Annotated in this window: 18 protein-coding genes; 15 read left to right on the forward strand and 3 right to left on the reverse strand. The window is 59.9% G+C overall.

Annotation, left to right across the window (positions count from 1 at the left end; translation table 11 throughout):
• Positions 1-307: 307 nt before the first annotated feature.
• The 3 genes from HX793_RS09570 to pgm all read left to right on the forward strand — a co-directional run bounded on the left by HX793_RS09570 (position 308) and on the right by pgm (position 4,870).
• Positions 308-1,717, forward strand: coding sequence for a hypothetical protein (locus HX793_RS09570; RefSeq protein WP_177096296.1), 1,410 nt, complete (start codon positions 308-310; stop codon positions 1,715-1,717).
• Entirely contained in the window at positions 1,714-3,120 is a 1,407-nt protein-coding gene (locus HX793_RS09575; RefSeq protein WP_177096294.1) for an aminotransferase-like domain-containing protein, read from the forward strand. Before HX793_RS09570 ends, HX793_RS09575 begins: the two co-directional genes overlap by 4 nt.
• A gap of 106 nt (positions 3,121-3,226) precedes the next feature.
• Positions 3,227-4,870: a phosphoglucomutase (alpha-D-glucose-1,6-bisphosphate-dependent) gene (gene pgm / locus HX793_RS09580; protein ID WP_177096291.1), complete on the forward strand. Its 1,644-nt coding sequence runs from the start codon at positions 3,227-3,229 to the stop codon at positions 4,868-4,870.
• A gap of 38 nt (positions 4,871-4,908) precedes the next feature.
• Here pgm and HX793_RS09585 read toward each other — a convergent pair whose 3' ends face one another.
• Positions 4,909-5,604 carry a pirin family protein gene (locus HX793_RS09585; RefSeq protein WP_095016183.1) on the reverse strand — a complete coding sequence of 232 codons (696 nt, stop codon included), beginning with the start codon at positions 5,602-5,604 and terminating at the stop codon, positions 4,909-4,911.
• 218 nt (positions 5,605-5,822) lie between these two features.
• On the opposite strand from HX793_RS09585, the gene HX793_RS09590 reads away from it, so the two are divergent.
• Positions 5,823-8,270, forward strand: a complete 2,448-nt coding sequence (locus HX793_RS09590) for a UvrD-helicase domain-containing protein (RefSeq protein WP_177096289.1) — start codon at positions 5,823-5,825, stop codon at positions 8,268-8,270.
• Between the two features lie 66 nt (positions 8,271-8,336).
• On the opposite strand, the gene HX793_RS09595 is transcribed toward HX793_RS09590, so the two are convergent.
• Positions 8,337-8,609, reverse strand: coding sequence for a DUF1652 domain-containing protein (locus HX793_RS09595; RefSeq protein ID WP_177049427.1), 273 nt, complete (start codon positions 8,607-8,609; stop codon positions 8,337-8,339).
• A 256-nt stretch (positions 8,610-8,865) separates the two neighbouring features.
• Here HX793_RS09595 and HX793_RS09600 point away from each other — a divergent pair, with 256 nt between their 5' ends.
• The 4 genes from HX793_RS09600 to HX793_RS09615 are packed head-to-tail and all read left to right on the forward strand — an operon-like array spanning position 8,866 to position 12,640.
• Positions 8,866-9,675, forward strand: coding sequence for a helix-turn-helix transcriptional regulator (locus tag HX793_RS09600; protein WP_016975814.1), 810 nt, complete (start codon positions 8,866-8,868; stop codon positions 9,673-9,675).
• Between the two features lie 49 nt (positions 9,676-9,724).
• Entirely contained in the window at positions 9,725-11,131 is a 1,407-nt protein-coding gene (locus HX793_RS09605; RefSeq protein WP_177096287.1) for an NAD(P)/FAD-dependent oxidoreductase, read from the forward strand.
• Between the two features lie 27 nt (positions 11,132-11,158).
• Positions 11,159-11,500, forward strand: a complete 342-nt coding sequence (locus HX793_RS09610; RefSeq protein ID WP_016975816.1) for a cupin domain-containing protein — start codon at positions 11,159-11,161, stop codon at positions 11,498-11,500.
• 60 nt (positions 11,501-11,560) lie between these two features.
• Positions 11,561-12,640: a polyamine ABC transporter substrate-binding protein gene (locus HX793_RS09615; RefSeq protein ID WP_177096285.1), complete on the forward strand. Its 1,080-nt coding sequence runs from the start codon at positions 11,561-11,563 to the stop codon at positions 12,638-12,640.
• 217 nt (positions 12,641-12,857) lie between these two features.
• On the opposite strand, the gene HX793_RS09620 is transcribed toward HX793_RS09615, so the two are convergent.
• Positions 12,858-13,643, reverse strand: a complete 786-nt coding sequence (locus HX793_RS09620; RefSeq protein ID WP_016977576.1) for a helix-turn-helix transcriptional regulator — start codon at positions 13,641-13,643, stop codon at positions 12,858-12,860.
• A gap of 198 nt (positions 13,644-13,841) precedes the next feature.
• Here HX793_RS09620 and HX793_RS09625 point away from each other — a divergent pair, with 198 nt between their 5' ends.
• The 7 genes from HX793_RS09625 (at position 13,842) to HX793_RS09655 (ending at position 23,054) form a co-directional block, all read left to right on the forward strand.
• Complete coding sequence (locus HX793_RS09625) at positions 13,842-15,206, forward strand: APC family permease (RefSeq protein ID WP_038850497.1); 1,365 nt, start codon at positions 13,842-13,844, stop codon at positions 15,204-15,206.
• 9 nt (positions 15,207-15,215) lie between these two features.
• Positions 15,216-16,322: a DmpA family aminopeptidase gene (locus HX793_RS09630; RefSeq protein ID WP_177096283.1), complete on the forward strand. Its 1,107-nt coding sequence runs from the start codon at positions 15,216-15,218 to the stop codon at positions 16,320-16,322.
• 363 nt (positions 16,323-16,685) lie between these two features.
• Complete coding sequence (locus HX793_RS09635) at positions 16,686-18,134, forward strand: serralysin family metalloprotease (RefSeq protein WP_095016189.1); 1,449 nt, start codon at positions 16,686-16,688, stop codon at positions 18,132-18,134.
• A gap of 50 nt (positions 18,135-18,184) precedes the next feature.
• Positions 18,185-18,553: an AprI/Inh family metalloprotease inhibitor gene (locus tag HX793_RS09640; RefSeq protein ID WP_177049440.1), complete on the forward strand. Its 369-nt coding sequence runs from the start codon at positions 18,185-18,187 to the stop codon at positions 18,551-18,553.
• Between the two features lie 102 nt (positions 18,554-18,655).
• Positions 18,656-20,407, forward strand: coding sequence for a type I secretion system permease/ATPase (locus tag HX793_RS09645; RefSeq protein ID WP_177049442.1), 1,752 nt, complete (start codon positions 18,656-18,658; stop codon positions 20,405-20,407).
• The gene (locus HX793_RS09650) at positions 20,404-21,717 is read left to right on the forward strand and encodes an HlyD family type I secretion periplasmic adaptor subunit (protein WP_177049444.1); all 1,314 of its coding nucleotides are present in this window, start codon (positions 20,404-20,406) and stop codon (positions 21,715-21,717) included. Before HX793_RS09645 ends, HX793_RS09650 begins: the two co-directional genes overlap by 4 nt.
• Positions 21,718-21,719: 2 nt before the next feature.
• Entirely contained in the window at positions 21,720-23,054 is a 1,335-nt protein-coding gene (locus HX793_RS09655) for a TolC family outer membrane protein (protein ID WP_177059019.1), read from the forward strand.
• Positions 23,055-23,079: the final 25 nt, after the last annotated feature.

Here is a 23,079-nt window from a genome sequence, read left to right on the forward strand (position 1 = left end):
AAGTTTGAAAGTTGGTCGAAGGCATTTGTAAGAACCTTCCTTAAGTGGTCGATCAGATGCGTGTAAGAGTTTGTCAGAAACATCCTATGGGCGTGATCCTGGTTGCCAGAAGCCAGTAAATACTGGGTTTTTTGCGTTTTCAGGACGTGAGCCTAATACGATGCAACTGATGTCGTTTTGTTTCGTGGTGCTAATGTTTAGTCATTGGCGTACGGGGCTGCACGCGAATTTCTTACAGGCGCAATAGGTCGAGCAAATACTGCCAACAGTTGCTTGAAACTGATATCCAAACTCAGGTAATAGAATGATGAGCACTATTCACGAACAGGCTATGACTTATGTTTATCAGCAAGTTTTACAGCGCTTGATCGGGCACTTTGCTCGTGAAGAGCGAACGGCACTCCAGTTATTGGTCCAGCGGATCGTGGTGGCGGCAGGCGGCATGGAGCAAGTGGGGGATTACAAAGTGCTGGTGGCCCATGGCGGCGGCAAAGTGAGTAGCTACACGTTGGCCTTGTTGCGGGCTGCTCAATTGACCATCGCTGGACGAGCCCCACGAACCTTTCATTTGCGGGTCGCGACATTGCGGCATGCCGGAATGACCGAAAGCATGCTCGACGATCTCAATCAGGGTTATGGGCGTCTGTTTCTACACGATGATCCAAGGGTTGAGTTGCTGATGGTGGAAAACCAGGAAGTGAAACCGTTCAACCACTTGCGACCCGCGTCTACTCTTGGACGAGAAATCAGCCAGCGCAACATGTTAATGGTCGGTCACCTGAGTTCCGGTGACTGCCGCGCCACGTTGTGCAGTGATACCTACCTGGCGCTTGGGGACTTCTACCAGCGCGTCACCTCCTGGAACGGCGGGGTGCATGCGCTGGTCAGCGGTGACTCACCACGCAAGCAGACTCAGCTACTCGCCTGGCTCAAGAACACAGCACGCGGTGCGGGTATCGCGATACCGGAGAATTGGCCGTCGTCGCTCACCGGACTGTTCGCACGCATGGACGAATTGAGTACCGGTTGTTACCGCGATGTATACGGAGACCAGTATGTAGCCAGTCAAAACCCCAGCAAGGCCAGCCATCGTCACTTGGCCTACATCGGTATCGCCGACTTGCTGGACGACGTAGACCTGCCATCCTCATCCATGCTCAACGCTTTCATGGCTGTCGCGCCCGACCCGCAGGGTTTTCACTTCAGTCATCCCGCCTATTCCAACCCGCTGCTGATGGCCCATCTGCGGGGGCTGCAGGCCCAATGCCTGCGGGATCTGGATTATGAGCAAGGCGTGCAAGATTTTATCCGACAGGCCACACGCTGCGTGCCCGAGGCCGTGTTCGAACAGATGGGAACCCGTGAAAGCCGCACCCTGTCGAGCACCTATGCCCAGCAGTTCTTTGGGCTGGACGAGACTCAATTGATTTGCCTGCTGTTTTCCCCGTTTATCCATCATGGTGAACGGCTGGAAGGCTATTTGCGACAATGCCATCCGGGCATGCTGGTGGCCTTGCCGGAACTGCACAAAGTCCTGCAGGGCAAGCTGTCCGCCGACATGTTGCAACAGTGGCTCACCGATACCAGCGGTTTACCCATGCCTTTGTTGCAACACCTTTATCGCAAACGCCCGCTGAGCTACACGAGTGGCGAACGGCGCAGTGCTGGCGCCGTGGCCTATGACAGTGCGCAAGCCTGTCAATTGTCCGGGCGATGACACTGCGCGGCGAACGGCAGGCGGATTTCGCGTATCAGGCGGTCTATCGCTACATGATCAACCTGATCAACGAGGTCAGTACCGACGCACGGGTAAAACTGCCTTCCCTGCGGCAATTGGCGGGGCGCTTGAAGGTGTCGATCTCGACGGTCCAGTATGCCTACTCGTTGCTTGAAAAAGAGGGCAGGGTCTATTCGGTGGCTAAATCGGGCTATTACGCCTGGCCACTCTCCGCAAATCCGCTGGCAGGTGCCAGCGGTGATCTGCTGGATCGGCTCTACGCAGCGGCACGCAGTCCAGGGATGGTGGTGCTCAGCGGGGATGAGCCCGCGCTGCTGGCTTCACTGGATGGCACCCTGTTGCGCCTGGAGCGTGAGCTGGTCCGCCAGTATCCGCGGTATCTGCAGCCCTGGACCCAGCCTTGCGGTGTCTGGGAGCTGCGCGCAGCGCTAGCGGCGCGTTACACGTCGTCGCCTACTCGCTGCTGGCAGGCCGATGATGTCTACATCGGTGCCGATTTGCGCAGTGTACTGGACATCCTCATCGAAGTTTTGGGCCTGAGGGGGAGGTCGGTGATTGTGGAATCGCCTTGCGATTGGTTGGTCCTGCGCCTGCTTCAGGATGCCGGCGTGCGTATTCTTGAGCTGCCCTGGACAGCGGAGGGGCGCCTGGATCTGGTGAACCTTGACCAGTTATTGGGCACCGAATCGGTGCATCTGGTGTTACTGTCTTCAAGGGTCAGCGTCCCGGCCGGGGTTTCCATGCCGCTTCAGGATCGCCTGGCCATAGCACAAATGCTGGACCAATACGGTTGCTGGCTGCTGGAAAACGACACCTTTGGCGAGTTGGGTTTCGACGAGCCGCAGGCCGCACTGCGGGAGCTGGTGAACCCTGAACGACTGATAGTGTTTTCCTCTTTCGAGAAAGTGCTGGGTTCGGAAGCGCCCTATGGCTATCTGCTGTCCCGGCGTATGAGCAGCGAACTGCAGCGCCATTTCCTGTTGCGCTCGTTTCGTCTGTCACCGATCCGCCAGCGCGCCATTGCGCGCCTTTATCACAGCGGACGAATCGATCAGCACCTGCATGGGCTGCGCCTGCAGTTACGCCAGCGGGCGGACGAAATGTGCGAGCGCCTGGACCGGCATCTGGGAGACCAAATGGCCTATCGTGCACCCGCTGCCGGTGCAGCGTTCTGGTTGGGCTCCACAAGAACAGTGGATATGCGCCAGGTGTTCCAGCGCCTGCTTGCCCGGCAAGTGGTGATTGCTCCTGGCGAACTGTTCAGTGTCAGCGGCCTGCATCAGCAGTATTTGCGGCTGAGCCACACTTTTCAGGGGCAACAGGACCTGGACAGTGTCCTGGCGGCGCTAGGTGAAGCGCTGCATCAGGCGCAGACGGGATGAGTGTATGAAGTTTCTCTTGCCGTTGTAGGATCGATAACGTCGCGCAGTAGTCCAACTCTCAGTAAACTGCCGTTTTATCCCGAATCTTTCTTTCCGAGGTTTATGCATGACAATCAGTCCTTTTGCGGGCAAGCCGGCGCCAGCCCAGTTGCTGGTGGATATCCCGCGACTGGTCACGGCCTATTACACGGGCCAGCCTGATGCAGCAATCTCCACCCAGCGCGTGGCGTTCGGTACCTCTGGGCACCGTGGCAGCTCGTTTGAACTGAGCTTCAACGAATGGCACGTACTCGCCATCAGCCAGGCCATTTGTTTGTATCGTGAAGCCCAAGGCATCAACGGCCCGCTGTTCGTCGGCCTGGACACCCACGCGCTGTCGACGCCTGCCGGTGCAAGCGCCCTGGAAGTACTGGCCGCCAATGGTGTGCATGTGATGTTGGCCGAAGGCGACGAATACACGCCGACACCTGCGATTTCCCACGCCATCATCTGCTACAACCGTGGCCGCACCAGTGGCCTGGCCGACGGCATCGTCATTACGCCGTCGCACAACCCGCCGCAGAGTGGCGGCTACAAGTACAACCCACCCAATGGCGGCCCGGCTGATACCCACGTAACCAAGTGGATCGAAGCCAAGGCCAACGAACTGCTGGCCAACCAACTGGCCGGGGTCAAGCGCATCAGCCACGCCCAGGCCCTCAAGGCCGATACCACTCATCGCCATGACTACCTCAACAGCTATGTGGCTGACCTGGTCAACGTGATCGACATGGACGCCATTCGCAGCGCCGACCTGCGGCTGGGCGTGGATCCGCTGGGCGGAGCAGGGGTACGCTACTGGTCGGCAATTGCCGAGCATTACCGCCTGAACCTGGAGGTGGTGAACACTGAGGTCGACTCCACGTTCCGCTTCATGAGTGTTGACTGGGACGGCCAGATCCGTATGGATCCGTCCTCCAGCTACGCCATGCAAGGCCTGATCGGTCTCAAAGAGCGTTTCGACGTGGCCTTCGCCTGCGACCCGGACCACGACCGCCACGGCATCGTCACCCCGTCCGGTGGCCTGCTGGCGCCGAACAACTATCTGGCGGTGTCCATCGACTACCTGTTCCAGAACCGTCCTGACTGGCGCGCGGACGCTGCCGTGGGCAAGACCGTGGTCAGCAGTGGCTTGATCGATCGCGTCGCCGCACGCATTGGCCGTCGTCTGTACGAAGTGCCGGTAGGCTTCAAATGGTTTGCCGATGGCCTGTTCGAAGGCTCGTTGGGCTTTGGCGGCGAAGAAAGCGCCGGTGCTTCGTTCCTGCGCAAGGACGGCACTGTTTGGAGTACTGACAAGGATGGCCTGATCCCGGCGCTGCTGGCTGCAGAAATGACTTCGCGCAAAGGCCAGGACCCAAGCCAGATCTACCGCGGCCTGACGGATGCCCTGGGCGAGCCGTTTGCGATTCGTGTGGATGCCAAGGCCACTCCGGCGCAGAAAGCCTTGCTGGGCAAGTTGTCGCCGGACCAGGTGACCTCCACTGAATTGGCCGGGGAAAGCATCCAGCAGATTCTCAGTCACGCGCCGGGCAACAACCAGGCGATCGGCGGGCTGAAAGTGATGACTGAAAGCGGTTGGTTCGCCGCACGGCCATCGGGCACCGAGGATATTTACAAGATTTACGCCGAGAGCTTTATCGGTGAGGATCACCTCAAGCAATTGGTGGAAGAGGCGCAGGTGCTGGTAGACGCTGCTATCAGCCAGTAACCCATTGTAGGAGCCCGGCTTGCCGGGCTCCTACACAGTCAAGCGAGGTCAACCAAGACGATCTCGCTGTCTTCAACCGCCGTCACCCGCAACACCTGCTCATCTTCAATCGCTACACCATCTCGAGCTTGTGCACGCAAGCCGTTGACTTCAATGACGCCAGTCGCCGGCACCAGATAAGCCCGACGCCCGCTGTCCAGCCGGTACTCGGCACTTTCCCCAGCTTTCAGGTTCGCCGCTACCAGCCGTGCATCTGCACGAATGCGCAGGCTCTCGGTGTCCCCAGCCTTGCCACTCGCCAGCGTCACAAAACCTTCGCGATCACCCTTGGGGAACGGCTTGGCGCCCCAGGAAGGCGGTAAACCTGCCTCGTTCGGAATGATCCAGATTTGGAAAATCTTGGTCGGCATGTCTTCCAGGTTGTACTCGCTGTGGGCGATCCCAGTGCCTGCGCTCATCACTTGCACATCACCCGCCTCAGTGCGGCCCTTGTTGCCAAGGTTGTCGGCATGGCTGATCGCGCCTTCACGCACATAGGTGATGATCTCCATATCGCGATGCGGGTGCTGCGGAAAACCCGTGCCCGGCGCGATGATGTCGTCGTTCCATACCCGCAGGTTGCCCCAGTGCATGCGCTTGGGGTCGTGGTACTCGGCAAACGAAAAGTGGTGATGAGCGTCAAGCCAGCCATGATGGGCGCCGCCCAGGGAGTTGAAAGGTCGAAGTTCAAGCATGATCGTCTCCTGTGAATGGCCCTATGATCCTGCAGCTCATGATCGATAAAAAGCGTAAAAACTGCCTGATTCCTATCAGTCTATTAGATTGATTGGTGGCGTTTTGACTTTCAGTTCATCGTCTAACTGCATGATGGCAAAGCAATTGGCTGGAACTGAGCGACGATTCCGGCGACCATGGCGCACTTGTCTGATCCAAGCTCATCGCAGGAGTCCGCGTGTCGCAACAAAAGCCTGATCTTCCTCCCGAACTGCGCCCTTTGGCTGAAATGCCGTTATTCAAACGCCTGGCTGCGCGCCTGTTTGGTCATGGCCTGACCCGTTTGCGCGCCCAGCATCGGTTTTCCTGGTTGCACGGGCAGGCTGACGGTTTTCGCAGTGGGCATGAGGCGGGTGTGGAGTATGGCTATCGCGAAGGCAAGGCGGATGGCATCGAAGAAGGTCGCCAGGTGCTGTTGATTCGTGACTTCCGTCCGGATGAACACCGTGCGCCGGGGGTTGATGACAGCCTGTTCGATGATTGGCGCCTGCCGCTTACCGCCGAGCTGAAGAAACGCATCAAGGTCGATGTCGCGCGATTGCTGCCAGCTCATGCCCAGCCGAGCGCGGCGCAATGGAAGATGATTTTCAGCGAGACACCCTCGACCTCAGTGATCGCGGGGGCCGGGGCCGGCAAATCCACGTCGCTGGTACTGCGCATTTTGCTGCTCACCCATTACCTGGGCTTTGAGCTGAGCTCGATGACGGTGGTGACCTTCACCCGAGAGTCGCGCAAGGACTTCATCAACAAGCTCATGGAAATTCTCAACCTCTGGGGCCAACCCCTTGGTATGAAAGAAGCGCAAGCCGTGGTGCGTACGTTTCACTCGCGCATCCTGCCCATGGTGCGCAGCCTGCCGGGCTTTGAGCGCCTGCAAGCGTTCGAGAACCTGAATGCTGGTTTTGAAGACGCCGACAGTAACCCCTTCGACCTGCGTATCAACGACGCCCAACGTCAGCAGATGAATGCCTGCTACCACCGGCTGCTGGGGCAGCATCCGCGTTTCCGTGAGCTGATTGCGCCGCTGGCGCGGCACGGGCTGCAGCTCAAGGAGATGGAGCGCGATCACCCGGATGTGCAAAAAAGGGTGGCCGTGACCGAGCTGGCTGCCAAGCGTGATGAAGAACTCTGCGATGTGATCGAGGACCTGTGGTTTCGCGCGGGCGCGTGGCCGATCAAAGGGATTGAACCCAGCCGCCAGACCGTGGAAATCAACGGCGCGCAATTTCACTGTCATGGCTACATTCCCGAACTGGACGCCTGGGTGGTACTGGGCTTCGACTCGCGGGAAAACGCGCAGACCAGCCGACCTCACTCAAAGCTGTCGGTACGCGCAGAATGGGCGGTAAAGCGCACCTTGTTTCAAGCTTTCTGTCGTAAGCCATTGATATGGCTAGATAGCTACGAGTCATCTAAGCGCTTGCTAAGCAGTTTGGCCGGTGATGCTACGGCCGGCCCCGGCTTTGATTACAAGGTCAAAGGCGAGTTGGCATCAGCGCCGCTGCTGGACAGTTTCGTGATGGCCGCCGGATTCATCGAAAACCTCGGCCTGGACGTGCCTACCGCTGTCGGGCAGATGAGCTTTGCCAAGGATGACCCGGACCGTTTCTTCTTCGAAGCCCTGAGCATCTTCTGGAAAGCCCTGGAAGATCACCTGCTGGACCAATCGCCACCGATCATGACCTATAACCGGATGTTCTCGCTGTTTGGCGAAAACACCCCGGAAAACCTCAAGCTGCTCAGCGATCCGCTGCTGCGCCCCTTGTCGCACCTGATGATCGACGAGTTCCAGGACGTTTCGCCGCAGATCGTCTCGTGGATCCGCGCCAGTCTGCGCGAGATCCGCAGCCGTGGTCCGGCCATGCATGTGGGGCGCGGCGCCCAGCGCTCATCGCTGTTGTGTGTGGGGGATGACTGGCAGTCGATCTATGGCTGGCGCGGCAGTTCGCCCAAGTACTTCATGGAATTCGACAAGGAGTTCCCATCGCCATCGACCACCCGCGTGATGTTGGGCGAGAACTACCGCAGCCACCAGCACATCATCGATGCGGCCGAGCACATCGTGCGCGCCGCGCCTGCGATTGCTGGCAAGAAAGCCAAGGCCAGTGGCGCGCCCAAGGCGTTGGTACCAGTCGCGGTGCTGGAGCGGGACGATGCGGCATTGGGGCGACGGTTGTCGGAGCATTATCAGAAGGGTGATTCGATCTTGATGCTTTATCGAAAAGGTAGCGATAAGTTACTGATTCAAGAGCATATTCAATCGGTAGTTAATGTGGATTCTAGCTTGCCGCCCCAGGCGCGCAGGCTGAAACAATTGACCTATCACAGTGCCAAAGGCCTGCAGGCTGACGCCGTGTTTCTGCTTGGAGATTGCCAGCATGTCACTAGCTCGCCGTATAAAAACCAGGTGTACCGGATGGCAGGCCTGGGTAAGGCTGGCGACAGCGAGCCCTACGACAATGCGCAAAAAGACGAAGTGTTGCGCCTGGCCTATGTGGGCATTACCCGGGCGGTGAGCCATTGCTATTGGTACGTGGAAAAGCCCGAAGGCCAGGCCCTGAATGTGCCGAAGGCGTCGGAGCGGGTGGATGGCAAGAAAGCCTTCTTTGATGATCAACGCAGTTGAAGGCGCGCCGGACCCAATGTGGGAGCGGGCTCCCACATTGAAAACTCATTGCTTGATGGGTTTGGGTCAGGCCCTTAGTGACACCGGTGGCACAAACGACTCCAGCTCATCCTCTACCGCCTCAATAATGCGCTCCACATCGGCGGCATTCATCACGGTGGCGCAGGGAATGCCGGCGATGGCGATCAGCGTTTCGCCACTGGCTCGGTCGAACAATCGGGCGATCATACTGCCAGGCGCATCCATGTTGCCCTCGAAACCCATCGGGTGAAAATGCCAGCGCATCAGCTGGCAGGCGTTGGGGAACGTCACTTTGTTCATGTTGCCCACCTTGTTCATTGAGCGCTTCCTTTAGCTCGCGGCAGGGGCCAGGACCTTCAATGGTCATGGCGTCGAAGAGCTTAAAAATAGCACCCGTTCGCAAACGCAAGGTGACTTTTTGAGCCCCGTTCGGCGGTTGTCTTTCATAAGTTTGATGTAGGTCATGTCCTACTAAAGGTTGGGCAATAGGCCATTAGTCAGAAGTGCCAATTCGCCATTGAAGACCCCGATAAAATTCGGCAATCTCCAAGGTTTACCCGCCGCAGAGCCCTCCATGCCCGACATCGCCCAAGACGATGAGCCTCAGCAATCCCACGCCACCCGCGAGTTGGTGCTGCGCCACCACCTGTGTTGGCGCCATCGGGACCTGGAGGGCGTTATGTCCTACTACCATCCGGACATCCAGTACCACGACTTTTTCCAGAACCGTGTCGTCGGTTACGCCGAGCTGCGTGATTACCTGCAAGCCAGCATGCCGCGCGAGGCCGATGAAGCCATTGAGCACAGCGATCGCATCCGCGCCGATGGCGATACGGCCTTCATCCAGTACCGCATCACCTTGCGTGGCGGCCACGGTTTGGTGTCATTTCGCACCAGTGAAGCCATCACGGTGCGCGACGGGCTGATTTGGCGGGTCAATGAATACGCCTCCCTGGTGCACGAGCAACCCGTCCAGGCCGCGCGGCCTTCGGTCAGCCGCTTGGGCTTGTCACCCCAGCAATTGGGGCATATGGCCAATGACTTGCAGCAATATTTTGAACGCAAGCAGCCTTACCTGGACCCGGAACTGGACCTGCAACGGGTGGCCAAGGAGTGTGGTTACAGTCGCAATCAGATTTCCTATTTGCTGAACCAGGTGCTGGGGCAAAGCTTCTATCGCTACGTCAACCAGGCCAGGCTTCACCACTTGCTGGCCGCACTGGATAAGGCCTTGCCGCCGATAAAGGTCGATGACCTGGCATTTGCCGCCGGCTTCAACTCGCTCTCGGCGTTCTACAGTGCGTTCCGACAGCACACAGGGCAGTCACCCAAGGCCTACGTCAAACAAATTTCCCTGCGTGCACGCGCGCAAGACAGCCCCTGACACTGCGCTCTAGGATCCACCCTATCAAAGCGAGGTAGGGGAACCCGGCATGCCGGCATGGCGCAACATCAGCTTATGGATGGACCAGTTGGATGACCCGCTGCATGCGCGGCCGTCGCTGGAACATGACCTGGACGTCAACGTGGCCATCATCGGCGCCGGTTATACCGGGCTGTGGACCGCGTATTACCTGAAACGCCAGGCGCCCGAACTGAACATCGCGATCATCGAAGCGCAAACCGCCGGCTTCGGCGCCTCCGGCCGCAACGGCGGCTGGCTGATGGGCAACCTGCTGGGCGAGGACCGCCTGTTGGCCGGCCTGAACCCCGAACAACGCCGCGCCTCGTTTGACCTGCTGCACGCCATTCCCGATGAAGTGGCCCAAGTGCTGGCGCGTGAAGGCATCGACTGCGACTACCGCAAGGGCGGCGCGCTTTACTGCGCCGCGCGTTACCCCGAGCAGGAGGGCAGCCTGCGCAGTTACCTGGACAAGCTCTACGCCCAAGGCCTGACCGAAGCTGACTATCGCTGGCTCAGCCCACAGCAACTGGCCGAACAGATTCGCATCGCCAAGCCTTATGGCGGTATCTATGCGCCGCACGTGGCGACCATCAACCCTGCCAAGTTGGTGCGCGGCCTGGCGCGCGTCGTGGAAAGCATGGGCGTGGCGATCTACGAAAACAGCCCAGTGACCCATTGGCAATCCGGTGGTCTACGCACGGCGAAAGCCGGTGTTCGTGCCGCTTGGGTAGTGCCGGCAGTGGAGGGCTACGCCAACACCTTGCCGCCCCTGGGCCGTTATCAACTGCCGGTGCAAAGCCTGATCGTCGCCACCGAGCCGTTGCCGGCCAGTACCTGGGATGAAATCGGCCTGAACCACGGCCAAGCCTTCGGCGAAAGCAGTCGCCAGGTGACCTACGGCCAGCGTTCAGCGGACAACCGCCTGGTGTTCGGTGCCCGTGGTGGCTACCAGTTCGCCGGGAAACTGCGCCACAACTTCGATCTGACTGACAGCGAAGTGGAGCTGCGTCGCTACCTGTTCGGTGAGCTTTTCCCACAGCTCAAGCACGTGAAGATTACCCATTCATGGGGCGGAAACCTGGGCATGTCGCGCAATTTCCGACCGCACATGCTGTGCGACCACAAGACCGGCATCGCACTCTCCGGTGGCTATGGCGGGGAGGGCGTCGGCGCCACCAACCTGGGGGGCCGTACCCTGGCCGACCTGATCCTGGGCCGCGACACGCCATTGACCCATCAACCCTGGGTGATCCGCGAGCGCGGCCTGGACGCGCTCAAGCCCTGGGAGCCCGAGCCCTGCCGCTGGCTGGGCTACAACGCGATCATTCGCAGTTTCGTCCATGAAGACCAGGTGTTGGCCAACCCCAACACCGCCCCTTGGCGCCGCAAGCTGGCGACCGGCGTGGCCGGGTTCATGGAAGGTTTCATGCACTAAGTCGTTTCACTCACACGGGAAAATCCCATGAGCATCACGCAATTCAAAGACACGCTGAACGCCCACCTGCCGGACTCGTCGCCCGTCGCCGTGCCGCTGGGTGAGCCCATCGCCGTGGCCTCGACCCTCAGCGTCGAACGCAACGATGGCGTCGAAACGGGCATCTGGGAGTGCACCCCAGGTGTCTGGCGTCGACAGATCAAATCCCAGGAGTTTTGCCACTTTATCCAGGGCCGCTGCACCTTCACCCCAGACAACGGTGAAATCGTCCACATACAAGCCGGTGATGCACTGATGTTGCCGGCCAACAGCACCGGCATCTGGGACATCCAGGAAACCGTGCGCAAGACCTACGTATTGATCCTGTAACGCTTTGATCCTTGATCGCCTGCCATAAAAACAGCCCTAAAACCGCCAGGAAATCGAACCATGAAAGCCTTTGCCCTGTTGCCCTTGATGTTGGTGGCCTCTATCGGCCAGGCCGCCGAGACGGTGAAAATCTACAATTGGTCGGACTACATTGCGCCGGACACCACCAAGAACTTCCAGAAAGAAACCGGCATTGGTTTCACCTACGACGTGTACGACAGCAACGAAACCCTCGACGGCAAGTTGATGACCGGTAAATCCGGTTATGACGTGGTGTTTCCGTCCAACCACTTCATGGCCCGGCAGATCCAGGGCGGCGCGCTGAAGAAGCTCGACAAGAGTCAGTTGCCCAACTGGAAGAACCTCAACCCGGTGCTGCTCAAGGCCCTGGAAAACAACGATCCGGGCAATGCCCATGGTTTCCCGTACCTGTGGGGCAGCACCGGTATCGGCTACAACATCGACAAGGTCAAGGCGGTACTGGGCGACAACGCACCGGTCGACTCCTGGGACCTGATCTTCAAGCCGGAGAACATGGCCAAGCTGCAGAAGTGCGGCGTGGCGATTCTGGACAACGGCCCGGAGCTGCTGCCGGCTGCGCTGAACTACCTGGGCTTGCCGCACCACAGCAAGAAGCCTGAGGACTACAAGAAGGCTGAAGACTTGCTGATGAAAGTGCGTCCTTACGTCGCGTACTTCCACTCCTCGAAATACACCGCAGACCTGGCCAACGGCGACATCTGCGTGGCGGTGGGCTTCTCCGGCGACATCCTGCAGGCGGAAAGCCGTGCCAAGGAAGCCAAAAACGGCGTGAACATCGGATACAACATCCCCAAGGAAGGCGCCGCGATCTGGTTCGACATGGTCGCCATGCCGGCCGACGCACCGGATGAAAAAGCCGGGTATGCCTTCATGAACTACCTGTTGCGCCCAGAAGTGATGGCCAGCATCACCAACTACGTGCACTACGCCAACGGCAACCAAGCCGCCGACAGTCTGGTAGACCCAGCCATCAAGTCTGACACCAAGGTCTATCCGAGCCCGGAAATGATGGGCAAGTTGTTTGCGTTGGAAGCGATGCCGTTGAATATCGACCGGGTGCGTACGCGCGTGTGGAACACCATTCGCACGGGACGCTGAAGGGGGGAGTGGGCTTACTGGGGGGAGTGGGTTTGTTGTGGCGAGCGGGCTTGCCCCGCGTTGGGCTGCGCAGCAGCCCCAAAACCAAACGCCACGGTTTATCTGAGTAACCGCTGTGGTCTTATTGGGGCCGCTTCGCAGCCCAACGCGGGGCAAGCCCGCTCGCCACAGTAAGCCCGCTCACCACGCCCGCTCGCCACAGCAGCCCATACACGGCTCAGGGGTGTTCCAGGTCATGCCCCAGCGACTGGATAAACAACGAAAACAGCTCCGGCTGTGACGAGATATCCAGCTTCGCGTACAAATGCCGACGATGCACCTTCACCGTATCCGGCGAGATGTTCAGCCGCTCAGCCATGGCCTTGGACGAAAAACCGCGCAACACCAATCGGGCGATTTCCAATTCGCGGTCCGAAAGTACGCCGCAACCGAACTGGCTCAATGCATCCCTGATCTGACTGTCCATCGCCGGCGCACGCTGGGTGCTTTGCTGCCAGTGCTGTTGCATCAGCGGTAACACCCAGGCAGCCACGGTGGTCATCAGCCCGGTCTCCTCGAAGCTGAAACGCCGCTGCATGCCCAGCGACAGCGACAACGTCCCCGCGCCCGGCAATTGCAGGATGAACTGCACCTCGTCTTCCAGCACGTTGTCGTGGAAGTAATTGAGGAAGTACTCACTCTGGCGAAAATGATCCGGCGCCACTTCCTCCAGGCGGTACACGCCGCTGGCATAACCCTCGCGACAGGCCTGGAAAAACGGGTCGAGCAAATACAGCCCGTTGAGGTACACCAGCATCGACGCCGGCTTGCTACTGGGCTGGGCGTCGTATTCTTCCAGGGCCTGTGGCGGCCCCTCCAATGGGTAGAAGATCGCCAGGGCGTTATCGAACGGCAGGCACTGATGCAACAACAACACCAGCTGTTTCCAGAAACGCTCGGTGCCGATGTGCGCGACGGTGCGGCCCAGGCCGGCGTGCATGCCGACTTCTCGAAACAGGCTCATATGACAGGCTCCCACCGCAAAAGATCGGCCAAGGGTTCGGCTTTTACCGGGTGGCGTCAAGGGGAGTACGCCAATAGGGGAATTGGCTGACATGAACGTCGTGTTTATTGTCCTCATCATTCAGCGGGAAACATATCCCGCGATGATCAGATTTTTCGTTTCTGCCTCACACCAAGAACAACGACAGAGGATAACGATATGAGCACTTCCCCCACGCCCGACGGCGTGCTGAAACCCACCTTGAGTGTCTTCGATGTGGTCGCCATTACCGTGTCGGCGGTGACGCCGGCCAGTTCCGTATTCGTGATCGCCCCATTTGCCATCCAGCAAGCTGGCAGCGGCGTATTCCTGGCGTTTGTAATGGCCGGCCTGCTCGCTCTGATGTTTGCCTTCTGTTACGCCGAACTGGGCCGCGCCCACAACAGCGCCGGGGGCGAGTATGTGTACGCCAAGCGCGTGTTTGGTGGCATGGCGGGCTATGCGACGTTCCTGACCGTGCTGGTGATGTTGCTGTTTATCCCGCCGGTGCTCGCCACAGGCGCGGCGACTTATCTGAATAACGCCTTGGGCACGAAGTTCGACTCTCAGACCGTCGCCCTGGTAATCGTGGTGTGCAGTTACGCCCTGGGCATCCTCAATATCAAGCTGAATGCCTGGATCACCGGCACCTGCCTGCTGCTTGAAGTGGCGGCGTTGCTGGTGATCGTAGTGATCGGCTTCGGCAATCCGGTACAGCCGGCCAGCGTGCTGTTCCAGCCGCAGATCGTCGAAAACGGCGTGCTGCACCTGGCACCCTGGGCCCTGGTGATCGGCGCGGTGGGCATCGGCCTGTTTTCCTACAACGGCTATGGCCCAGCCGTGTTGCTGGCCGAAGACATGAAATGCGGCGGCAAAGGCGTGCACAAGGCGGTGCTGTGGTCCCTGGGGCTGGTGGTAATCATCGAACTGGTGCCGATCACGGCATTGTTGATCGGTGCGCCATCGCTCAGTGAGATGATCAGCAGCCCGGACCCCATCGGTTATCTGTTGACCAGCCATGGCAATGAAACCCTGTCGCGCCTGGTTAGCGCCGGAATCTTCCTGTCGGTGTTCAATGCGATTGTTGCCATCGTGATCCAGATTGGTCGCGTGGTGTTCAGCAGCGGCCGTGATGCGCTGTGGACACCAAGCATCAACAAACTGTTTACGCGTATTCACCCACGCTGGGATTCGCCCTGGTTGGCTACGCTGTTCCTGGCGATTCCTTCAGCATTGTTGAGTTTCAGCTCGAACCTGGCCGACCTGACCTCGTTCAGCGTGTTGCTGATCATGTTGGTGTACCTGGTGGTGGCGTTGAGTGCGTTGATGAGCCGGGTGCTGCTGCGTGATCGCGAGCATCCCTATCGCATGCCGCTGTGGCCGCTGCCGGCGTTGGTTGCGGTACTGGGCGCGGGTTATCTGTTGGTGACGCTGGTGGCGGCGGCTTCGATCCGCGACATCATGATCATCATCGGCTTGCTGGCCCTGTCGGTGATTCTGTATTGCATCAGTGGCCGGTTGAGTCCGGTCTTCCAGAAATTGTAAGGAGTGGTTATGCGCGCACGTCAATTGGGCATCACGTTGGGGCTGGGTACGCCCGGTGAGTGGAACGCCATCACCGATGTGCCCGGTGTTCGGGTCGGGCACAGCACGATCAAGACGCTTATCGACGGCAAGCACGTGCGTACCGGCGTCAGCGTCATCCAGCCACGCGCCGGAGAAGCCCGCCAGCAACCGTGCTTCGCCGGCTACCACGTGCTCAATGGCAATGGCGACGCCACCGGCCTTGAGTGGATCAACGAAGCGGGGCTGTTGACCACGCCGCTGGCCATCACCAACACCCACAGCATCGGCATTGTGCGCGACAGCCTGATCGCCCTGGAGCGCGAGCGCCTGGCGGACCCAGCGGTGTACTGGTGCATGCCGGTGGTGATGGAAACCTATGACGGCCTGCTCAACGATATCTGGGGCCAGCACGTCGGCCCCGAGCATGTGCGCGAAGCCGTGGACAATGCCGAAACCGGCCCGGTGCAGGAAGGCGCGGTCGGCGGTGGCACCGGCATGATCTGCCATGAGTTCAAGGGTGGCATCGGCACGGCCTCGCGGCGCCTGCCGGCCGAGCAGGGCGGCTGGACCGTCGGCGTGTTGGTGCAGGCCAACCATGGCAAACGCCAGGAGCTGCGGGTGGATGGCTACCCGGTGGGGCGCCAGTTGATGGAGATTCCTTCACCGTTCGCTGAGCAAGGCACGCCGGGCATGGGTTCGATCGTGGTAATCCTGGCCACCGACGCACCGCTGTTGCCGCACCAGTGCCAGCGCCTGGCGCAACGTGCGTCCATCGGCATCGCACGTACCGGTGGCGGCACTGAGGACTCCAGTGGTGACCTGTTCCTGGCCTTTGCCACGGGTAACCAGGATCTGCCGCCAGCGGATTATGGACGCAAGGGCCTGCCGTTCAGCAGTGCGTTGCAGATGGTCAACAACGACCACATTTCGCCGCTGTTCAGCGCGGCGGCGGAAGCGGTGGAAGAGGCGATCATCAATGCCATCCTGGCGGGAGAGGACATGCTCACTGACCACGGCGTTCTGGTACCCGGCCTTAAGGGCGAAACAGTGCTGGAGGTATTGCGCAAGACTGGCTGGAGTGTGTCCCGGCAATAGGGGGCAAGCGAAGTTATTAATACAAGTAGTGGCTGTTTAATGTTGCCAATGACACCCTGCCAATATATTGGATCCATTAATTAACCGCGCCGCTCAACTTGAGCGGCGTTAGTCCTATTTAATATTTAAATAATCGCGCAGCCTTTTTGCTGGGCGAAAACCAATACTGGCCAACAAACACGGCGCTGAACTTGTTTCAGTTGTTTGCTTGCCCGTTTTTAGTGCAGGAAAAGATGTAGACGAAAGATTTCAAGTTGTGTCAGTTTTCTTACGCCTTCAAAAGAGGCGAGTGATAGGACGATCTCGCCCGCGAGGTTCCTATCGAACAAAGACTGATGCACTTGCAAACAAGGAAGTACGTTTATGTCAAAAGTAAAAGACAAGGCTATCGTGTCGGCGGCGCAAGCCAGTACCGCTTACTCGCAAATCGATAGCTTCAGCCATCTGTATGACCGTGGCGGCAACCTCACGGTCAACGGTAAACCCTCGTTTTCCGTGGACCAGGCGGCTGACCACCTGTTGCGTGAAAATGCGGCCTATCGTGACCTGGATGGCAACGGCAAGATCGATCTGACCTACACCTTCCTCACCTCGGCGTCCTCGGCAACCATGAACAAACATGGCATCACCGGGTTCAGCCAGTTCAACACCCAGCAGAAAGCACAGGCCGTACTGGCCATGCAATCCTGGGCGGATGTGGCCAATGTGACCTTCACCGAGAAAGCCTCGGGCGGTGACTTCCACATGACCTTCGGCAACTACAGCGGGGGCCAGGACGGCGCGGCCGCGTTTGCCTACCTGCCGGGCACCAACGACAAGTACCACCAGAGTGGCCTGGACGGCACCTCCTGGTACCTGACCAACAGCAGCTACACGCCAAACAAGACGCCGGACCTGAACAACTACGGCCGGCAGACCCTGACCCACGAAATCGGGCATACCCTGGGCCTGGACCACCCTGGCGACTACAACGCCGGGACCGGCAACCCTTCCTACAAAGACGCGGACTATGGACAGGACACGCGCGGCTACAGCGTCATGAGTTACTGGAGCGAGAGCAACACCAACCAGAACTTCAGCAAGGGCGGCGTCGAGGCTTACGCATCCGGCCCGCTGATCGACGACATCGCAGCGATCCAGAAGCTCTACGGCGCCAACTACAACACCCGCGCCGGCGACACCACCTACGGCTTCAACTCCAACACCGGGCGTGATTTCCTCAGCGCCACCTCGAACGCCGACAAGCTGGTGTTCTCGGTGTGGGACGGCGGTGGTAACGACACCCTGGACTTCTCCGGTTTCACCCAGAACCAGAAGATCAACCTCAATGAAACGTCGTTCTCCGACGTTGGCGGCCTGGTGGGCAACGTGTCCATCGCCAAGGGCGTGACCGTCGAGAACGCCTTCGGTGGTTCGGGCAATGACTTGATCATTGGCAACAACGCGGCCAACGTGATCAAGGGTGGGGCCGGCAATGACCTCATCTACGGTGGCGGCGGTGCTGACCAGCTGTGGGGCGGCGCAGGCAACGACACCTTTGTGTTTGGTGCCAGCTCCGATTCGAAGCCGGGCGCTGCGGACAAGATCTTTGACTTTACCTCGGGTTCGGACAAGATCGACCTGTCGGGCATTACCAAGGGCGCAGGCCTGACCTTCGTCAATGCCTTCACCGGGCATGCCGGCGATGCTGTGCTGACCTACGCCGCAGGCACCAACCTGGGCACCTTGGCAGTGGACTTCTCCGGGCACGGCGTGGCGGACTTCCTCGTCACCACCGTCGGCCAGGCAGCCGTCAGCGACATCGTGGCGTAATGCACGGGCGCGGCGTTTCGGCGCCGCGCTTTACCCATGGAGCAGGGCAGATGCAGCGTTTTTACAAAATGATCACCCGCGTGTTGCAGGTGATGTTCGTGTCGGCAGGAGCCCACGTCATGGCGAGCAGTCTTGTATTACCCACCACCGCCCAGTTGGCTGGGCATTGGCAGTTGCACCAGCAGGATCAGGTGTGCGCGCTGGAGCTGCTGGAGCAGGCGAATGCCGTGGGTGGCGACACCGCTTGTGTCGCACAGTGGCTCGGCGAAAAACCCCTGACCTGGACGCCGACACCCGATGGCATCTGGCTGATGAATGCCGAAGGCAGCGGGATAACCCACCTCAACCGAGAGCAGGCAGGCGAATATAAAGGCCGCACCCCGACGGGTCTGGAAGTTGTATTGCAACGCACACCTTAGTTGTCGTTATAAGTTAATAACTGAATGTATTAGTTGGCCGCTCCGTTGTTCGGGGCTGGGGCAACTATTGCGCGCAATTTGCTTCAAGGAAGATCAGAAACCATGGCAAAGTTCCATGCCGTCGCGCCGTTATTCAAGGCGCTGGGTGAATACAAAAGTATTTTGATCAGTGTTGGCTGTTTCACGGCATTGATTAACCTGCTGATGCTGGTGCCGTCGATTTACATGCTGCAAGTGTACGACCGCGTGCTGTCCTCCCAGAATGAAACCACCTTGGTGATGTTGACGCTGATGGTGGTGGGCTTCTTTGCGTTCATTGGCACGCTTGAGGTGATTCGCAGTTTTATCGTGATCCGCATCGGTAGCCAGTTGGAGCGGCGTTTCAACTTGCGCGTGTACAAGGCCGCGTTTGAACGCAACCTGCAACGCGGGCAGGGGCATGCCGGGCAGTCCTTGGGCGATCTGACCCATATTCGCCAATTCATCACGGGGCCTGCGTTGTTCGCGTTTTTCGACGCGCCGTGGTTTCCCATTTATCTGTTTGTGATCTTCCTGTTCAACGTGTGGCTCGGTGTGCTGGCCACCGCGGGCGCTGTGCTGTTGATCGGCCTCGCATGCCTGAATGAATACTTGACCAAAAAGCCGTTGGGCGAAGCCAGTGGTTATTCCCAGCAATCCACGCAACTGGCCACCAGCCACTTGCACAATGCCGAGACCATCCAGGCCATGGGCATGCTCGGTGCGCTGCGCCAGCGCTGGTTTGCGGTGCATTCGCAGTTTCTCGGCTTGCAGAATCAGGCCAGTGACACCGGCTCGGTGGTAACTTCCCTGAGCAAATCCCTGCGCCTGTGCCTGCAATCGCTGGTGCTGGGGCTGGGGGCGTTGCTGGTGATCAAAGGCGATATGACCGCCGGGATGATGATCGCCGGTTCCATCCTGATGGGCCGGGTGCTCAGCCCCATCGACCAGTTGATTGCGGTATGGAAGCAATGGAGCTCGGCCAAGCTGGCCTACCAGCGGCTGGATGATTTGTTGCGCGAGTTTCCCCCGGAGGTGGAGCAGATGAAGCTGCCGGCGCCCAAAGGCCAGGTCAGCTTCGAACAGGTCAGTGCAGGCCCGCCGGGGCGGCGGGTGGCGACCTTGCATCAGGTCAGTTTCAACCTGGGCGCGGGTGAAGTGCTCGGTGTGCTCGGCGCATCGGGCTCCGGAAAATCCACCCTGGCCCGTGTGCTGGTGGGCGTCTGGCCGACGCTGGCCGGAACGGTGCGCCTGGATGGCGCGGACATTCATCGCTGGGACCGCGATGACCTCGGCCCCCACATCGGCTATCTGCCCCAGGACATCGAGCTGTTCAGCGGCAGCATTGCCGACAATATTGCCCGCTTTCGCGAGGCCGACCCTGAGCAGGTGGTGCAGGCCGCGCAGCAGGCTGGCGTGCATGAACTGATCCTGCGCTTGCCCCAGGGCTACGACACGGTGCTGGGTGACAACGGCGGCGGCCTGTCCGGCGGCCAGAAACAGCGGGTGGCGTTGGCCCGCGCCCTGTATGGCGGGCCGCGCCTGATCGTGCTGGATGAGCCCAATTCCAATCTCGACACCGTCGGCGAAGCCGCGCTGGCCAGCGCCATCGTGCAGATGAAAGCCCAGGGCAGCAGTGTGGTGTTGGTCACCCATCGTTCGTCGGCGCTGGCCCAGGCCGACAAGCTGCTGGTGCTCAGCGAAGGGCATCTGCAGGCATTCGGCCCGAGCCAGGAAGTGCTGCGGGCGTTGTCCGGTCAGCAGGAAGCTCCCAAGGAAAAACCGGGCGTGAGTTTCAGTCGTCAGTACCAGGCCGGAAGGAATCCAGGCGCATGAGCAGCCTCACTGTAGAACCCCGCTTCAAAGAACACGACGCCAATTTTTTCGCTCGCATGGGCTGGTTGCTGACGGTGGTCGGTGCCGGTGGCTTCTTCCTGTGGGCGAGCCTGGCGCCGCTGGACCAGGGCATTCCCGTACAAGGCACGGTGGTGGTGTCGGGCAAGCGCAAGGCGGTGCAAACCCTCAGTTCCGGCGTGGTCAGCCGGATTCTGGTGAAGGAGGGCGAGCTTGTAAAACAAGGCCAGCCGTTGTTCCGCCTCGACCAGACCCAGCACCAGGCCGACGTGCAATCCCTGCAAGCCCAATACCGCATGGCCTGGGCCAGTGTGGCGCGCTGGCAGAGCGAGCGTGACAACCAGGCCAGCATCACCTTTCCCACCGAACTCAGCGCCAATCCTGACCCGGCCCTGGCACTGGTGCTGGAAGGCCAGCGCCAATTGTTCAGCAGCCGTCGCGAAGCCTTTGCCCGTGAGCAGGCCGGTATCCGCGCCAATATCGACGGCGCCTCCGCGCAGTTGGGCGGCATGCGCCGCGCCCGCAGCGACCTGACCGCCCAGGCGCAGTCCCTGCGTGATCAACTGAGCAATCTGCAACCCTTGGCCGACAACGGCTACATCCCGCGCAACCGGCTGATGGACTACCAACGGCAGTTGTCCCAAGTGCAACAGGACCTGGCGCAAAACACCGGCGAAAGTGGCCGTGTCGAACAGGGCATCCTCGAATCGCGCCTCAAGCTGCAACAGCACAGCGAGGAATACCAAAAGGAGGTCCGCAGCCAGTTGGCCGACGCACAACTGCGTAGCCTGACTCTGGAACAACAACTCACCTCGGCCGGGTTCGACCTGCAACACAGCGAAATCAACGCCCCGGCGGATGGCATCGCGGTCAATCTCAGCGTGCACACCGAAGGCGCCGTGGTGCGCGCGGGTGAAACCCTGTTGGAGATCGTGCCCCAGGACACGCGCCTGGAAGTGGAAGGGCGTTTGCCGGTGCATTTGGTCGACAAGGTCGGCACGCACCTGCCGGTCGACATTCTGTTCACCGCCTTCAACCAAAGCCGCACACCGCGTGTGCCGGGCGAGGTCAGCCTGATTTCCGCCGACCAGATGCTCGATGAAAAAACCGGCGCGGCCTATTACGTGCTGCGCACCACGGTCAGTGAAGCGGCGCTGGAAAAACTTCACGGCCTGGTGATCAAACCGGGTATGCCCGCCGAGATGTTTGTGCGCACCGGCGAGCGCTCGCTGCTCAATTACCTGTTCAAGCCGCTGCTGGACCGCGCCGGCTCCGCATTGACCGAGGAATAGACATGAAGCACGTGTTTATCGCCTTGCTGTTGACCAGCGCGAGTGCCCAGGCCGCCATGGGGCCGTTCGACGTGTACGAGCAGGCTTTGCGTAACGATCCGGTGTTCCTCGGTGCCATCAAGGAGCGCGACGCCGGCCTGGAAAACCGCGCCATCGGCCGCGCCGGGCTGCTGCCCAAGCTGTCGTACAACTACAACAAGGGGCGCAACAATTCCGAGGCCCACTTGCCTGATGGGCGCGGCGGTAGCTATCGCGACGACCGCAACTACAACAGCTATGGCTCCACCTTCAGCCTGCAACAGCCGCTGTTCGACTATGAGGCCTACGCCAACTACCGCAAGGGCGTGGCCCAGGCGCTATTTGCCGATGAAAGCTTTCGCGACAAGAGCCAGGCGCTGCTGGTGCGGGTGCTGACGTATTACACCCAGGCATTGTTCGCCCAGGACCAGATCGACATTGCTCGCGCAAAGAAGAAGGCGTTCGAGCAACAGTTCCAGCAGAACCAGCATTTGTTCCAGCAAGGCGAGGGCACTCGCACGGATATTCTGGAAGCCGAATCCCGTTACGAATTGGCCACCGCCGAAGAGATCCAGGCCTTGGATGAACAGGACGCGTCCCTGCGGGAGCTGGGCGCACTGATCGGCGTGCAAAGCGTCAACATCCACGACCTGGCCCCGCTGAACCAGGGCTTTGCCGCCTTCACCCTGACCCCGGCCAACTACGACACCTGGCACGAACTGGCGATCAGCAACAACCCCACGCTGGCCTCGCAGCGCCAGGCCCTGGAAGTGGCGCGCTTTGAAGTGGAGCGCAACCGCGCCGGGCATTTGCCCAAGGTCACGGCCTATGCCAGTTCCCGTCAGCAGGAATCCGACAGCGGCAACACCTACAACCAGCGCTATGACACCAACACCATCGGCGTTGAAGTGAGCGTGCCGCTGTATGCCGGTGGCGGCATCTCCGCATCCACCCGCCAGGCCAGCCGTGCCATGGAGCAGGCCGAGTACGAACTGGAGGGCAAGACCCGCGAAACCCTGATCGAACTGCGTCGGCAGTTCAGCGCCTGTTTGTCGGGGGTGAGCAAGTTGCGTGCGTACCAGAAGGCGTTGGTATCGGCCGAGGCGCTGGTGGTGTCGACGAAGCAGAGCATCCTCGGCGGCGAGCGGGTCAACCTCGATGCACTCAACGCCGAGCAGCAGCTCTACAGCACCCGCCGCGACCTCGCGCAAGCGCGCTACGACTACCTGATGGCATGGACCAAGTTGCATTACTACGCCGGCAACCTGCGGGACACCGACCTGGCAAAAGTCGATGAGGCCTTTGGCCCCATGAAATAAGCCGCCATAACAACAATAAGGATGG

This window comes from Pseudomonas reactans, assembly GCF_013387025.1.
GTDB classification, from domain to species: Bacteria; Pseudomonadota; Gammaproteobacteria; order Pseudomonadales; family Pseudomonadaceae; genus Aquipseudomonas; species Aquipseudomonas reactans.

What these genes read in the sequence shown, in the direction of transcription:
- HX793_RS09630 (WP_177096283.1), top strand. Translation starts at nt 15,216, where the DNA reads ATGCGCGCACGTCAATTGGGCATCACGTTGGGGCTGGGTACGCCCGGT.
- HX793_RS09620 (WP_016977576.1), bottom strand. Translation starts at nt 13,643, where the DNA reads ATGAGCCTGTTTCGAGAAGTCGGCATGCACGCCGGCCTGGGCCGCACC.
- HX793_RS09625 (WP_038850497.1), top strand. Translation starts at nt 13,842, where the DNA reads ATGAGCACTTCCCCCACGCCCGACGGCGTGCTGAAACCCACCTTGAGT.
- HX793_RS09650 (WP_177049444.1), top strand. Translation starts at nt 20,404, where the DNA reads ATGAGCAGCCTCACTGTAGAACCCCGCTTCAAAGAACACGACGCCAAT.
- HX793_RS09615 (WP_177096285.1), top strand. Translation starts at nt 11,561, where the DNA reads ATGAAAGCCTTTGCCCTGTTGCCCTTGATGTTGGTGGCCTCTATCGGC.
- HX793_RS09605 (WP_177096287.1), top strand. Translation starts at nt 9,725, where the DNA reads ATGCCGGCATGGCGCAACATCAGCTTATGGATGGACCAGTTGGATGAC.
- HX793_RS09585 (WP_095016183.1), bottom strand. Translation starts at nt 5,604, where the DNA reads ATGCTTGAACTTCGACCTTTCAACTCCCTGGGCGGCGCCCATCATGGC.
- HX793_RS09645 (WP_177049442.1), top strand. Translation starts at nt 18,656, where the DNA reads ATGGCAAAGTTCCATGCCGTCGCGCCGTTATTCAAGGCGCTGGGTGAA.
- HX793_RS09655 (WP_177059019.1), top strand. Translation starts at nt 21,720, where the DNA reads ATGAAGCACGTGTTTATCGCCTTGCTGTTGACCAGCGCGAGTGCCCAG.
- HX793_RS09600 (WP_016975814.1), top strand. Translation starts at nt 8,866, where the DNA reads ATGCCCGACATCGCCCAAGACGATGAGCCTCAGCAATCCCACGCCACC.
- HX793_RS09640 (WP_177049440.1), top strand. Translation starts at nt 18,185, where the DNA reads ATGCAGCGTTTTTACAAAATGATCACCCGCGTGTTGCAGGTGATGTTC.
- HX793_RS09595 (WP_177049427.1), bottom strand. Translation starts at nt 8,609, where the DNA reads ATGAACAAGGTGGGCAACATGAACAAAGTGACGTTCCCCAACGCCTGC.
- pgm (WP_177096291.1), top strand. Translation starts at nt 3,227, where the DNA reads ATGACAATCAGTCCTTTTGCGGGCAAGCCGGCGCCAGCCCAGTTGCTG.
- HX793_RS09570 (WP_177096296.1), top strand. Translation starts at nt 308, where the DNA reads ATGAGCACTATTCACGAACAGGCTATGACTTATGTTTATCAGCAAGTT.
- HX793_RS09575 (WP_177096294.1), top strand. Translation starts at nt 1,714, where the DNA reads ATGACACTGCGCGGCGAACGGCAGGCGGATTTCGCGTATCAGGCGGTC.
- HX793_RS09635 (WP_095016189.1), top strand. Translation starts at nt 16,686, where the DNA reads ATGTCAAAAGTAAAAGACAAGGCTATCGTGTCGGCGGCGCAAGCCAGT.
- HX793_RS09610 (WP_016975816.1), top strand. Translation starts at nt 11,159, where the DNA reads ATGAGCATCACGCAATTCAAAGACACGCTGAACGCCCACCTGCCGGAC.